12 protein-coding genes are annotated in these 13,187 nt (G+C 62.7%); 4 read left to right on the top strand and 8 right to left on the bottom strand.

Annotated elements, in window-relative coordinates; all coding sequences use genetic code 11:
* The first annotated feature begins 66 nt into the window (after positions 1 to 66).
* Positions 67 to 1,005, top strand: a complete 939-nt coding sequence (locus ACIPZH_RS21990) for an RHS repeat-associated core domain-containing protein (protein ID WP_400637831.1) — start codon at positions 67 to 69, stop codon at positions 1,003 to 1,005.
* A 128-nt stretch (positions 1,006 to 1,133) separates the two neighbouring features.
* On the opposite strand, the gene ACIPZH_RS21985 is transcribed toward ACIPZH_RS21990, so the two are convergent.
* Positions 1,134 to 1,763, bottom strand: coding sequence for a TetR/AcrR family transcriptional regulator (locus ACIPZH_RS21985; protein WP_400637829.1), 630 nt, complete (start codon positions 1,761 to 1,763; stop codon positions 1,134 to 1,136).
* 181 nt (positions 1,764 to 1,944) lie between these two features.
* Here ACIPZH_RS21985 and ACIPZH_RS21980 point away from each other — a divergent pair, with 181 nt between their 5' ends.
* Both ACIPZH_RS21980 and ACIPZH_RS21975 read left to right on the top strand, forming a co-directional pair.
* Complete coding sequence (locus ACIPZH_RS21980; RefSeq protein WP_400637828.1) at positions 1,945 to 3,045, top strand: efflux RND transporter periplasmic adaptor subunit; 1,101 nt, start codon at positions 1,945 to 1,947, stop codon at positions 3,043 to 3,045.
* 6 nt (positions 3,046 to 3,051) lie between these two features.
* Positions 3,052 to 6,117 (top strand): efflux RND transporter permease subunit, encoded by a 3,066-nt coding sequence (locus tag ACIPZH_RS21975; protein WP_400637827.1) that lies wholly within the window; start codon positions 3,052 to 3,054, stop codon positions 6,115 to 6,117.
* A 36-nt stretch (positions 6,118 to 6,153) separates the two neighbouring features.
* Here the strand turns inward: ACIPZH_RS21975 and ACIPZH_RS21970 are convergent, their stop codons facing one another.
* From ACIPZH_RS21970 to plsB, 4 genes are all read right to left on the bottom strand, one after another.
* Entirely contained in the window at positions 6,154 to 6,843 is a 690-nt protein-coding gene (locus ACIPZH_RS21970) for a DUF4197 domain-containing protein (RefSeq protein WP_267818257.1), read from the bottom strand.
* A gap of 33 nt (positions 6,844 to 6,876) precedes the next feature.
* Positions 6,877 to 7,275, bottom strand: coding sequence for a YbaY family lipoprotein (locus ACIPZH_RS21965; protein WP_400637826.1), 399 nt, complete (start codon positions 7,273 to 7,275; stop codon positions 6,877 to 6,879).
* A gap of 73 nt (positions 7,276 to 7,348) precedes the next feature.
* Complete coding sequence (locus tag ACIPZH_RS21960) at positions 7,349 to 7,717, bottom strand: YbaY family lipoprotein (protein ID WP_400637825.1); 369 nt, start codon at positions 7,715 to 7,717, stop codon at positions 7,349 to 7,351.
* A 79-nt stretch (positions 7,718 to 7,796) separates the two neighbouring features.
* The gene (gene plsB / locus ACIPZH_RS21955; RefSeq protein WP_400637823.1) at positions 7,797 to 10,283 is read right to left on the bottom strand and encodes a glycerol-3-phosphate 1-O-acyltransferase PlsB; all 2,487 of its coding nucleotides are present in this window, start codon (positions 10,281 to 10,283) and stop codon (positions 7,797 to 7,799) included.
* Between the two features lie 231 nt (positions 10,284 to 10,514).
* Here plsB and ACIPZH_RS21950 point away from each other — a divergent pair, with 231 nt between their 5' ends.
* Positions 10,515 to 10,724 (top strand): cold-shock protein, encoded by a 210-nt coding sequence (locus ACIPZH_RS21950; protein ID WP_012315914.1) that lies wholly within the window; start codon positions 10,515 to 10,517, stop codon positions 10,722 to 10,724.
* Between the two features lie 92 nt (positions 10,725 to 10,816).
* Here the strand turns inward: ACIPZH_RS21950 and ACIPZH_RS21945 are convergent, their stop codons facing one another.
* Genes ACIPZH_RS21945 through dapE form a run of 3 tightly spaced genes read right to left on the bottom strand, consistent with a single transcriptional unit; the run spans position 10,817 to position 13,175 of the window.
* Positions 10,817 to 11,194: a hypothetical protein gene (locus ACIPZH_RS21945; RefSeq protein WP_241804399.1), complete on the bottom strand. Its 378-nt coding sequence runs from the start codon at positions 11,192 to 11,194 to the stop codon at positions 10,817 to 10,819.
* A gap of 17 nt (positions 11,195 to 11,211) precedes the next feature.
* On the bottom strand, positions 11,212 to 12,024 hold the full coding sequence (locus ACIPZH_RS21940) for a putative RNA methyltransferase (protein ID WP_400626330.1): 813 nt from the start codon (positions 12,022 to 12,024) through the stop codon (positions 11,212 to 11,214).
* Positions 12,024 to 13,175, bottom strand: coding sequence for a succinyl-diaminopimelate desuccinylase (gene dapE / locus ACIPZH_RS21935; protein ID WP_400637822.1), 1,152 nt, complete (start codon positions 13,173 to 13,175; stop codon positions 12,024 to 12,026). The genes ACIPZH_RS21940 and dapE overlap by 1 nt, the downstream gene beginning before the upstream one ends.
* Positions 13,176 to 13,187: the final 12 nt, after the last annotated feature.

The following is a 13,187-nucleotide window of genomic DNA, read 5'->3' as shown; positions in this document are numbered from 1 at the left end:
CAGTTGTGAAGAAGCGTCACGGGGCTGACCATATTCAACACGCCTTTCAGACCACGGTTGAAGCTCATGATCTCAGTACCTAATTCCCGGCAGCAGGGCACCAGGATTTTCTACTGCAAAGACCTCCTGTCTACCGAGATCAATAATCAGCGGCATTGGCGTGTCTCTCAGGCCGAGGGGCGTTTACTGGCGTTAAAGAACGTGAATACGACCGGCTCCAGCGGCTCCAGCGCGTTGGTGATGTGCGATCAAAAGCACTCAGTGTTTTCACTACATGAAGTGGGTCGCCGGGTGCAGCAGACCTACTCGCCCTACGGGCAGCTCAGGCGAGGCGCTGGTGTACCCTCTTTACTCGCTTTTAACGGTGAGCGTGTGGAACCCGTGACTGGCAATTATCTTCTGGGAAATGGCTACAGGCAGTTTAGCATCGGAATGATGCGGTTCTGTAGTCCGGACAGTTGGAGTCCGTTTGGGGCCGGGGGGCTGAATGCATATGCCTATTGTGCAGGAGACCCCGTTAACCGTTCTGATCCGACTGGGCATTTTTGGGGGATCGGGAAGTTCTTCAGGAGAGTGTTCGGCGTTAAACCGAAAGTACCAACGGTTATAAGACCTGGTGCGGCGAGTGCCCGTGGTGCGATAGAAAAAGGCCAGCGCGTAGGTGTTACGCCTAAATCGGAGGAGCGAATCTGGGATGTTGTAGTTGATGCCAAATATGTTGCTCAGTTGGCTAAGTTGCGCCGCAATTTCGAAGCGGCCAGAGTCTTGCCTAGCCAGGGTCGGGACTTAAGGAGTCGTGTGTCTTTCCCGACCGTCGCGAAGGTAGACGACTCTGTGCAGCCCCAGAGCTTGGCGGGGCAGAATAGCGTTGGCCAAAAGGCCTCACTTGAAGTCCTTATCAGAGAATTGGATATGCTTCATGAGCAAACGGCCCACGGCGGTTCAACCACGGATATGCGCTTGGCAGACAGATTGCGGGATAAAATCAGATCTTTAGTGGGTTAAGCTCACTAAAAGTTAGAATCGATTGAATTGTCGAAGTTTTCAGGTATCCAGTAGGTCGGCTAATTTCGTGACTGTTTACGAAAGTCGCTGGCCTCCTGGCGTACCTGCCTGTATAGGCGTTGAGCTTCTCAGGGCCGAAACGCCCGCATAAACACCCCCACCACCTCGCGCACATGCGCCTCGGCCTCACCTCCCTCCAATGGTCCCGCACACCCCAGCAGCAGCCGGTAATCGGGCGCACCTTTGACCAGGCAGAAGAAGTGCTCGGCCGCGCGCAACGGATTGTCTATGCGCAACAGGTCGCGCTCGGCGACCTCGCGCAGCAACCCCTCCATGCCCGCCAGCACCCGTTTCGGGCCAGCTTCGTAGAAGTACTCGCCAAAACCGGGGTCCTGGCTGCCCTGGGCCATGATCAGGCGGCTGAGTTTTACCGCTTCATCACTGCTGATCAACGCCTGGAAGCCGCGGGCAATGGTCAGTAGCACTTCTTCCAGCGCGACGCCATCGGGGTACTCGAACAGCAGATCAGGCAACTGGATCTGGCAGGTGGCCATGACCGCCGAGCAGAACAGGGTCTGCTTGTCGGTGAAGTGGCTGTACACGGTGAGCTTTGAAACACCTGCCGCCGCAGCGACCGCATCCATGCTGGTGTTGGCATAGCCGAGGCTGAGGAACAGCGTCTTGGCCGCTTCGAGGATCGCCTCGCGCTTGGCAAGGTCCTTGGGGCGACCTGGGCCGATGGGTGCGTCGTTGGGCATTGGAGTCCGTGTCTGGTTGAAAGGGCCCCCATCTTACCGGCTCGGTTGCCTTCCGGCTTCAGGGAATGGCCCATCCTTAGCGCTGATTTTCTTTCCGACGCTGGCTTCCCGGCTTCGGTTCCCTGATTTAATATACTCGACAGTATAAATATTCGATGCGCTCGTCGCGAAAGGATTCATCATGTTGCGTCATGCCTTGTGCCTCGCTCTGCCTGCCGCTGCCGCGTTGTTGCTGGCCGCCTGCGGGCAGCAAGCCGCCCCGCCCACTGCCCCTCGCCCAGCGCTGGTGGTCCAGCCGCAGCCAGCCCAAGCCTCAGCCGACAGCTACCCTGGCGAGGTGCGAGCGCGTTTCGAGCCGGAGCTGGCGTTCCGCATCGCTGGCAAGGTCAGCAAACGCCTGGTCGAGGAGGGGCAGCGGGTAAAGGCCGATCAGCCACTGGCAGAGCTCGACCCCCAGGATGTGCGCCTGCAACTTGAGGCCAACCGTGCCCAGTTGGCGGCCGCCGAGGCAAACCTGGCGCTGGTCCGCGCCGAGCGTGACCGCTACCGCAAGTTGCTGGACCGGCAGATGGTCAGCCATTCCCTGTACGACAACGCCGAGAACCTCTACCGGGCCGGGCTCGCGCGCCTCAAGCAGGCCAAAGCCGAATTCGACGTGGCTGGCAACCAGGCCGGCTACGCCGTGTTGCGGGCGCCCCAGGCCGGCGTGATCGCCAAGCGTCAGGTCGAGGTCGGCCAGGTGGTGGCTGCCGGGCAGACGGTATTCACACTGGCGGCCGACGGTGAGCGCGAAGTCGTCATCGGCGTGCCGGAGCAGCAGTTCGCCCGCTTCGCCGTTGGCCAGCAGGTCAGTGTCGAGCTGTGGTCGCGGGGCAATGAGCGCTTTGAGGGCCGTATCCGGGAGTTGTCGCCTGCAGCCGACCCCCGTTCACGTACCTTCGCCGCACGCATCGCCTTCAACTCGGCCAAGGTGCCTGCCGACCTTGGGCAGAGCGCACGGGTATACATTGCCCATGACGGGCTGATCCCACTGGCTGTACCTCTCTCGGCGGTCACCGCGGAAAACGGTCAGGCATACGTCTGGCGGGTCAACCAGGACCGTCGCCTGGAGCGTGCCGCCGTGCGCCTGGGGCCTTATGGCAGTGACACTGTTCCCGTACTCGAAGGCCTGAACCCTGGCGACTGGGTGGTGGCCGCCGGCGGCCACGTGCTGCGCGAGGGGCAGGAGGTGCGGCCGGTGGACCGTACCAACCGTGTGGTGAACCTGACGGCCAAGGAGTAAGTCCCGATGGGTTTCAACCTTTCCGCCTGGGCGCTGCGCAATCGCCAGATCGTACTGTTCCTGATGATCCTGCTGGCTGCCATTGGCGCCATGTCTTACACCAAGCTGGGGCAGAGCGAGGATCCGCCCTTTACGTTCAAGGCCATGGTCATCCGTACCCTGTGGCCGGGGGCAACGGCCGAGGAAGTGTCGCGCCAGGTGACCGAGCGCATCGAGAAGAAGCTGATGGAAACCGGCGAGTACGAGAGGATCGTCTCGTTCTCGCGCCCCGGCGAATCGCAGGTGACCTTCATGGCCCGGGACTCGCTGCATTCCAAGGACATTCCCGAGCTGTGGTACCAGATCCGCAAGAAGGTCGCGGATATCCGCCACACCCTGCCCCCGGAAATCCAGGGGCCGTTCTTCAATGACGAGTTCGGTACCACCTTCGGCAATATTTATGCGCTCACCGGTAGCGGCATTGACTACGCCGTGCTCAAGGACTATGCAGATCGCATCCAGATCCAGTTGCAACGTGTCAAGGACGTGGGCAAGGTCGAACTGATCGGCCTGCAGGACGAGAAAATCTGGATCGAGCTGTCCAACCTCAAGCTGGCCACCCTGGGCGTGCCGCTGGAGGCCGTGCAGCAAGCGCTGCGAGAGCAGAACGCGGTGAGCACCGCGGGCTTTTTCGAAACCCCCAGCGAGCGTCTGCAACTGCGCGTCAGTGGCCAGTTCGACAGCGTCGAGCTGATTCGCCAGTTCCCCATCCGGGTAGGGGATCGTACCTTCCGTATCGGCGATGTCGCCGAGGTGTACCGGGGCTTCAATGACCCTCCCGCGCCGCGCATGCGCTTCATGGGTGAAGACGCGATCGGCCTGGCCGTGTCGATGAAGGATGGCGGCGACATCCTGGTGCTGGGCAAGGCACTGGAAGGTGAGTTCGAACGCTTGGCGCGCAACCTGCCGGCCGGGATGCAGCTGCGCAAAGTCTCCGATCAGCCGGCTGCGGTCAAGGCGGGCGTGGGCGAGTTCGTCCAGGTGCTGGTCGAGGCGCTGGTCATCGTGCTGTTGGTGAGCTTCTTCTCGCTTGGGCTGCGTACCGGCTTGGTGGTGGCCCTGGCTATACCCCTGGTGCTGGCGATGACGTTTGCCGCCATGCACTATTTCGGTATCGGCCTGCACAAGATCTCGCTGGGGGCGCTGGTGCTGGCCCTGGGCCTGCTGGTGGACGACGCGATCATTGCCGTGGAAATGATGGCGATCAAGATGGAGCAGGGCTTCGACCGGTTCAAGGCTGCCAGTTATGCCTGGACCAGCACGGCTTTTCCGATGCTGACCGGTACGCTGATTACCGCTGCCGGCTTTCTGCCGATTGCCACCGCAGCGTCCAGTACGGGTGAGTACACCCGCTCTATCTTCCAGGTGGTGACCATTGCGCTGCTCACCTCGTGGGTGGTGGCCGTGGTGTTCGTGCCTTACCTGGGCGAGCGGTTGCTGCCGGACCTGGCCAAGCTGCATGCCGCCCGTCATGACGGTAACGGGCAAGCGCCGGACCCCTATGCCACAGCGTTCTACCAGCGTGTGCGACGTGTAGTGGAGTGGTGCGTGCGGCGGCGCAAGACGGTGATCCTGCTGACCATCGCAGCCTTTGTCGGCAGCATTGCGTTGTTCCGCTTCGTGCCGCAGCAGTTCTTCCCGGCGTCCGGTCGCCCAGAACTGATGGTCGACCTCAAACTGGCCGAGGGCGCGTCGCTGGGCAATACCGCCGAGCGGGTCAAGCAGCTTGAGGCCCTGCTCAAACAGCAGGATGGTATCGACAACTATGTGGCCTACGTAGGCACCGGGTCGCCGCGTTTTTATCTGCCATTGGACCAGCAACTGCCCGCCGCCAGCTTTGCCCAGTTCGTCGTGCTGGCCACGTCCCTGGAGGAGCGCGAGCGCTTGCGCAGTTGGCTGATCGACACGGTGGACCAGCAGTTCCCCGACCTGCGCGCCCGCGTCACCCGCCTGGAAAACGGCCCGCCCGTGGGCTACCCGGTGCAGTTCAGGGTCACGGGCGAGCATATCGAGAAGGTGCGCGCCCTGGCCCGTGAGGTGGCGGACAAGGTGCGTGAAAACCCCCATGTGGTGAACGTGCACCTGGACTGGGAAGAGCCAAGCAAGGCGGTGTTCCTGGCGATCGACCAGGACCGTGCGCGTGCACTTGGCGTAAGTACCGCGCACCTGTCGAGCTTCCTGCGCAGCTCGCTCACCGGCACCACGGTGAGCCAGTACCGGGAGGACAACGAGCTGATCGAAATTCTCCTGCGTGGCACGCAGAAGGAGCGTGGCGAACTGGGCAACCTCGGCAGCCTGGCGTTGCCCACCGACAACGGCCAGAGCGTGGCGCTGTCGCAGGTAGCGACCCTGGACTATGGCTTCGAGGAAGGCATCATCTGGCACCGTAACCGCTTGCCGACGGTGACGGTACGCGGCGACATCTATGACAAGGAGCAGCCGGCGACCCTGGTCAAGCAGATTGCCCCGACCTTGCAGGCAATCAAAGACAAGCTGCCGGATGGCTACCTGCTGGAAGTGGGCGGCACCGTCGAGGACTCCGAGCGCGGGCAGAAGTCGGTGAACGCCGGCATGCCGCTGTTCATCGTCGTGGTGCTCAGCTTGTTGATGATCCAGCTGCGCAGCTTCTCGCGCACGGTGATGGTGTTCCTCACGGCGCCACTGGGGCTGATCGGCGTGACCTTGTTCCTGCTGGTGTTCCGCCAGCCGTTCGGCTTCGTCGCCATGCTTGGCACCATTGCCCTGGCGGGCATGATCATGCGCAACTCGGTGATCCTGGTTGACCAGATCGAACAGGACATCGCTTCGGGGCTGGACCGTTGGCAGGCCATCATCGAGGCCACGGTGCGGCGCTTCCGGCCGATCGTGCTGACGGCGCTGGCGGCAGTGCTGGCGATGATCCCGCTGTCGCGCAGCGTGTTCTACGGGCCGATGGCGGTGGCGATCATGGGCGGGTTGATCGTTGCCACGGTGCTGACCCTGTTGTTCCTGCCGGCCCTGTATGCGGCGTGGTTCAGGGTGAAGAAGGGCTGAAGGCTGCGGGGGAGGGCATAGCCCTCCCTTCGCGGGTCACAGGGCGCCAAATACCTTCTTGGCCAGGCTGGTAGCTGCCTGTGCGGGGTTCTGGCGAATGCTCTGTTCTTGTTTAGCGATCATTTCGAACAGGCCGTCTAGGGCTTTTTCGGTCACATAGCTCTCGACATTGGCACTCTTGGCATCGCCCAGGCCCAGGGCTGACGCCTGGCCGGCAAAGGCGTTGTACTGTTGAACCACGCCCACCTTGTCGGTCGCCGCCTTGACGATGGGCAGGAACTTGGCGCGGATCTTCTCGCGGCTGCTCTTGTTCAGATACTGGGTGGCCGAATCATCGCCCCCGCTGAGGATGCCCTTGGCATCGGTCACGCTCATGTTCTTCACCGCATCGACCAGGATCGCCTGGGCTTGCGGCACCGCCGCTTCCGCGGCCTTGTTCATGCTGTCTTCCAGGGCCGTGACCTGGTCACCTTTGCCGAACATCTTCATGGCCTTGGCGGCCTTGCCGAGGTTGCCTGGCAGTTCGATGCGTACATCCGGGTTGTTGCTGAAACCACCGGGGGTACTCAATTGCTTGACGGCGACCTGTGCACCTTGGGTGAGCGCATCTTTCAGGCCGCCGGTGGCGTCCTTCTGGGTCAGGTCGCCCAGTGACAGGGCCAGGGCGCTGGCGGACAGCAGCAGGCCGGCGCACAGGGCGGTGAAGCGCAGGGAGGAGCGAATCATGAAAGGGTTCCTTTCAACAGAAGTAGGCGGATGTCAGCGTACGGGATCGACTTTGATCCGTACCGGCTGGGCGTCGCTGCCATCGAGCTCGACGCCGTGGTGTTCGGTGTTGATGAACAGCAGCTTGCCGCCCAGTTCGATGCGCGCGCTGATCGCGTAGCGGTGGCCGGGCTTGACTTGGGCGGGGTCGTAGGTGAGGTGGAACGGCAGCGGCACGTTGCCTTTGACCGGGCCGGCCTGGCGCGCCAGGGTGACGGCGGGGGCGTCCATCAGCGATACGTCCTGCAGTTCCACGCTCAAGGTGGCCGCGGGCGGCAGGGCGATGCGCTGAAGGTAGAAGACTTCGCCATCCAGGCTGGCCTGGGGCGGCGGGGTGTGGGTGGAACAGGCTGCGAGCAGGGATGCGCACCACAGCATTACGAGCTTTTTCATGGAATCTCCGTAGTCCTTGGGGTTGGCTTGTGGCCAGCCCCAAGGACTTTAACGGATTTTCCAGGGCAGGTGGTCAACCCATGAGGTTGCCGCCGTGGAGACCTTCAGTGACCGAATGGACCTTCTCGACCTCAACCTGATAGGTGCCTACGCCTGGTTTCAGCGTGTAGTTCGTGGTGTTGATGTACACCAGTTGCCCATCATTCTCGATGCGCGCACCGATGGCATATTCGTGTTTCTGGTTGATCTGGCTCCAGTCAAAGGGCAGCGGCAGGGTGATCGGAAAGCCGCTTCCCCAGCGCAGAGCGAGTTCGGTAACAGGGGTGGACGGGGCATCGGCTAGCGAAACATCAGCCAAGCTCAATCTGACGAGGGCTGCCGCCGGCGGGGTGGTGGAGTCCGAGCAGGTGATTTCGACGGTCACCGATTTGATCTGAGGCATATTGATAGTCCTTGAAAGGGATGTGGGGTGCAGCGAATCGATGTTGATCCCTTTCAAGGACCGGGCGCAGGCTGAAAATCTACCCCTGCACGATGTCCGCCGGCTCATCACGGTGCAGCGCCACCTGGCGGATCGACAGGCGCAGCTCGGCTGACAGCACGCGCTTGGCCACGCCCTCGGCCAGCTCTCCCAGCTTGTCGTGATAGCCCAGCTTGCCATTGCCGTCCGGGCGCAACACGCCCTGCTCGACCAGGGTCTGGATGAAGTGGCGGAACAGGGTCTTGTCGAAGAACTCCGGGGCATTGAGACCGTGCAGGATCGACAGGCGTTGAGCCATCATCACGCACAGGTCTTCGAGTTCTTCCGCGCTGAGGGTGTTCTGCCCACTGTTGAGCAGCAGCGAAGTGGCCATGTAGAAACGTTGCAAGGTCTGGGTGATGGAGCGGGCCAGCAGGGTCAGCAGGACGAATTGGCGCGAACTCGGAGCAGGGCGAATGTAGCTGTCTTGCTCCTGGCGTAGCAGCCCCTGTTCGACCAACGCGGCTAGCCACTGGTCGATCACCTCGTCCAGTTGCTCGGGTGACCAGCGCAGGAACAGCTCGGCCTGCAGGTACGGATACAACGCGTGTACATACTGCCCGAGCAGGTCACGGTTCATCCGTGAGCTGCTGTGGAAGAAGCTTGCCAGTAACGCCGGCAAGGCAAAGATGTGCAGGACGTTGTTGCGGTAATAAGTCATCAGCACCGCATTGGCCTCATCCAGGTAGAGGATGCGGCCCAGGGCGTCTTTCTGCTCCGCCAGCAGGTTCATGCCCCTGACGTGCTCGATCAGCGCCTGGCCGTCACCCTCGGGCAGGGTGGTGTGCTGCGAATAGGGGACCTTGCGCAACAGGGCCAGGTACAGGTCCAGCACCCGGGTCAGGGCACTTTCGTCCAGTGCCAGGCGGCTGGTGGAGAGCAACGCCAGGGCCACCAGGTTGACCGGGTTGACCGCTGCAGCCTCGTTGAGGTGGCGGGCCACGGTTTCACCCAGGCGGGTGGTGGTCTCGTTCAGCCAGGCGGGACGGAACTGCGGGCCAAGTGCCTGCTCACGCCAGCCGGGTTGCTGTTGGTCGAGAAAGCCTGCCAGGCGAATGGGTTCGCCGAAGTTGACGTAGACCTGACCGAAACGCTGCTTCAGCGCGCCGATGACCTTGAAGATGTCGAAGATCGACTCCTTCTTCTTGCTGGCGCCACGCAGCTCACCCAGGTAGGTGCGGCCTTCCAGGACCCGTTCGTAGCCGATGTACACCGGCACGAAGACGATCGGTGTGCGCGATGAGCGCAGGAAGCTGCGTAAGGTGATCGCCAGCATCCCCGTGCGTGGTTGCAGCATGCGCCCGGTGCGCGAGCGCCCGCCCTCGACGAAGTACTCGACCGGGAACCCCTTGGTGAACAGGGTGTGCAGGTATTCGTTGAACACTGCGGTGTACAGCGGGTTGCCCTTGAAGGTGCGGCGCATGAAGAAGGCGCCGCCGCGGCGCAGCAGGCCGCCGATCACTGGCATGTTGAGGTTGATGCCGGCCGCGATGTGCGGTGGCGTCAGGCCGTTGCGAAACAGCAGGTACGACAGCAGCAGGTAGTCGATGTGGCTGCGATGGCACGGTACATAGATGACTTCGTGGCCCGGTGCGATGCCCTGCACCTGCTCGATGTGGTTGACCTTGATACCGTCGTAGATCTTGTTCCAGAACCAGCTGAGCACCACTTCCAGAAAGCGGATCGCGGTGTAGGTGTAGTCCGAGGCGATCTCGTTGCCGTAGCGCAGGGCCTGAGCTTCAGCCTTGGCCTGGGGAATGTTTTCCCGTTGGGCTTGTTCGCTGATGGCCTGGCGTACCAGTGGCGCGTGGACCAGGCCTTTGACCAGATTGCGCCGGTGCGAGATGTCCGGGCCGATCACTGCGGTCTTGAGGTTGCGAAAGTGCACGCGCATCAGGCGTTGGGCCATGCGCACGGTGCGTTCATGGCCTTTGTTGTGCTGCACCAGTTCACGCACCTGGATAGGCGCCGAGAACTGCACGCGGGTCTTGCGCCCCAGTATCAGGATGGTCAGCAGCCGGCGCAGGCGCCCGGTTACCGCCCAACTGTCAGCGAAGAGCAATTTCCACGGGCTCGATTCGCTGGCAGGCGTCTGGCCCCAGAACACACTGACCGGGATGATCTGTGCGTCTTCTTCGGCATGCTGGCTGACTGCTGCAATCACCCGCTCAAGGGTGGGGGGCGCGCCGCGCTTGTCGTGGCGGCCGAGCCAGTCCGGGTCGGGCGTGAGGTAGAAGAACCCGGCCGGCTCGTGCAGCGTGCCCACCGCTACCGGCAGTACCGGGCGCGGCAGCCCCGCCTTGGTGCACTCATGGTCGAGTACGGCCAGGTCGGTGAGCGATGGCGAGGGCAGGGCATAGAACACCGGGCGGCTGCGGTCGAGCTGCAGGCTCATGGCGGACTGGTTGATGGTCTCGGAGCGCACCCACAGGTACAACAGGCGACGCAGAGCGCCGAAGATCAGGCGGCGCAGGGGAGAACGGGTCATGGGGTGTGTGCCCTGGGTGTGATGTTCAGTGAATGTGCAAACGGTTAGTCTGCCGTATCTGCGTAAGTTCAGCAAAATCCTGCAAAGGGCGCGGCGGTCATGAAAATTATTTGTTCTGTGGCATATACTCGGCCTGCCACTTGCAGGATATTTCGGCAAGCGGCGTCGGCACGGGGAGGAAACCCTGTGTCTACAAGGCGATCTTCACAATAAAAATCCGGAGTAGTTCAGATGTCGTCTCGTGAGACTGGGAATGTAAAGTGGTTCAACGATGCCAAGGGCTTTGGCTTCATTCAGCGCGAAGGTGGTGCGGATGTATTCGTCCATTATCGGGCGATCCGCGGTGAGGGGCATCGTACCCTGGTCGAAGGGCAGCGGGTCGAGTACTCCTGCGTGCAGGGCCAGAAAGGCCTGCAAGCCGAGGACGTCGTAGGGCTCTGAGTCCTGCGCTTCGAGCCTCAAGCTTCAAGCTTCAAGCTGCAAGTTGACCGTGTAACTTGCAGCCTGATGCGAACTCTTTTGTAGCGTGCTGCTCACGAGGTACGCCAGGTGATCTCCTCTTCACCGTCAGCGCTGATGCGGATCCAGCGATCGGCATCTTCCTCGCCATCTTCCTCGACCCAGCCACCTGGCGCGCAGCGCACTTCCACGCCCAGTGCGGCGAATGCGGCGCGGGCGCAGGCGACGTCATCGTCCCATGGCGTCTGGTCGCTTTCCAGGTACAGGCTGTTCCATTTCCCTACAGCCTTGGGTAACCAGGTGACCGGAATGTTACCGGCCTTGCATTTGAAGGTCTGGCCTTTCTGCTGCCATTCGCTGCAGGGGCCAATGGCTTCGCCGAGCCATTGGGCAATCTGCTTGTGGTCGACGTCAGCGTCCTTCAGGTAGATCTCGATATCAGGTTGGCGCATAAGGGCTCCAGGTGTGCTCAGTCTTGGCGCACGAAATAGTCATAACGCATCGAAACCGTGACGTCGAAGGGCTCGGGCTGGTCTATCACCCGCGCACGTTTCTCGGCACTGGCGCGCCAGCCGTGTGGGGTCATGGCCAGCAGGTCGGCACGGGCTTTGGGGGCCGCCAGGCTCAGCCGGAACTCAAGGGTTTCGCTGTGGGTATGGGCCATGCCCTGGGGGGCCAGGGCCAGGTGTTTGTCGTCGGCATAAGGGCGTACTTCATCGTAGAGCACTTCGCGCAATTCCATCAGGTGGCCGCTGGTCGGGCCCACCCGCATCAGGCCGCCACCCGGGCTCAGCAGGCGCTGGGCCTCGGCCCAGTCCAGCGGGCTGAACACGCTGGCGATGAACTGGCAACTGGCATCGGCCATGGGTACGCGGGCCATGCTGGCGACCATCCAGGTGACCGAAGGGTCGCGGCGGCAGGCACGTTTGACGGCCTCCCGCGAGATGTCCAGGGCGTAGCCGTCGGCCTGTGGCAGGGCCTGGGCGAGTTGCGCGGTGTAATAGCCTTCGCCGCAGCCAATGTCCAGCCAGGCGCCAGGCTGGCGCTCGGCGGCCAGTTCAGCCAGGCGACGGGCCACGGGCGCGTAATGGCCGGCATCGAGGAAGTCCCGGCGCGCTTCGACCATGGCCTGATTGTCGCCAGGGTCACGGCTGTTCTTGTGCTGCACAGGCAGCAGGTTCAGGTAACCCTGGCGGGCACGGTCGAAGCGGTGGCCGGCCGGGCACACCACACCGTTGTCGAGCCGCGTCAGTGACGCCTGGCAAATAGGGCAGGCGAGCATCAGGCGAGCAACCGCACCAGGGTCTGGTAGTAGATCTCGGTCAGCAGGTCGAGGTCGCTGGCCAGGATGCGTTCGTCGACCTGGTGGATGGTTGCATTGACCGGGCCCAGTTCGACGACCTGGGTGCCCATGGTGGCGATGAACCGGCCATCGGACGTGCCCCCGCTGGTGGACGGCTGAGTATCACGGCCGGTGACCCCCTTGATGCTGGCCGAAACGGCATCGAGCAGTTCACCGGGCTCGGTGAGGAATGGCAGGCCCGAAAGCGCCCAGTCGATCGACCAGTCCAGTTCATGCTTGTCGAGGATTGCCGAGACTCGCGCCTGCAGGCCTTCGACCGTCGACTCGGTGGAGAAGCGGAAATTGAACAGCGCGGTCAGATCACCCGGCACCACATTGGTGGCGCCGGTACCGGAATTGAGGTTGGAGATCTGGAAACTGGTCGGTGGGAAGAACGCGTTGCCTTCATCCCAGTGTTCGGCGGCCAGCTCCGCCAGTGCTGGTGCGGCCAGGTGGATCGGGTTGCGTGCCAGGTGCGGGTAGGCCACATGGCCTTGTTTGCCGCGCACGGTCAGTTTGGCGCCAAGCGAGCCACGGCGGCCGTTCTTGACCACGTCACCGAGCAGGCTGGTGCTCGACGGCTCGCCGACGATGCACCAGTCCAGACGCTCGTTGCGCGCGATCAGGCGCTCGACCACAGCCTTGGTGCCATGGTGTGCCGGGCCCTCTTCATCGCTGGTGATCAGGAACGCGACCCTGCCGCGGTGGTTCGGGTAGTCCTGCACGAACCGCTCGCTGGCGACCACCATGGAGGCCAGGCTGCCCTTCATGTCGGCAGCGCCACGCCCGCAGAGCATGCCATCGGCATCGATCAGTGCCTCGAACGGCTCATGCTGCCACTGCTGTACCGGGCCGGTAGGGACCACATCGGTGTGGCCGGCGAAGCACAGCACCGGCCCGTCCTGGTTACCATGGGTGGCCCAGAAGTTGTCGACGTCTTCGATGCGCATCGGTTCGAGCTGGAAGCCCACGGCGCCCAAGCGGTTCATCATCTGCGCCTGGCAGTCGGCGTCGACAGGGGTGACCGAGGGGCGACGGATCAGGTCGCAGGCCAGTTGGAGGGTGGGCGAGAGCTCGGCTGGGGCCGTCATGGGGAACTCCGG

This window comes from Pseudomonas sp. NPDC089758 (assembly GCF_044748705.1).
In the GTDB taxonomy this organism is placed as follows: domain Bacteria; phylum Pseudomonadota; class Gammaproteobacteria; order Pseudomonadales; family Pseudomonadaceae; genus Aquipseudomonas; species Aquipseudomonas putida_X.
This window is presented reverse-complemented; position numbering and strand designations above follow the sequence as displayed.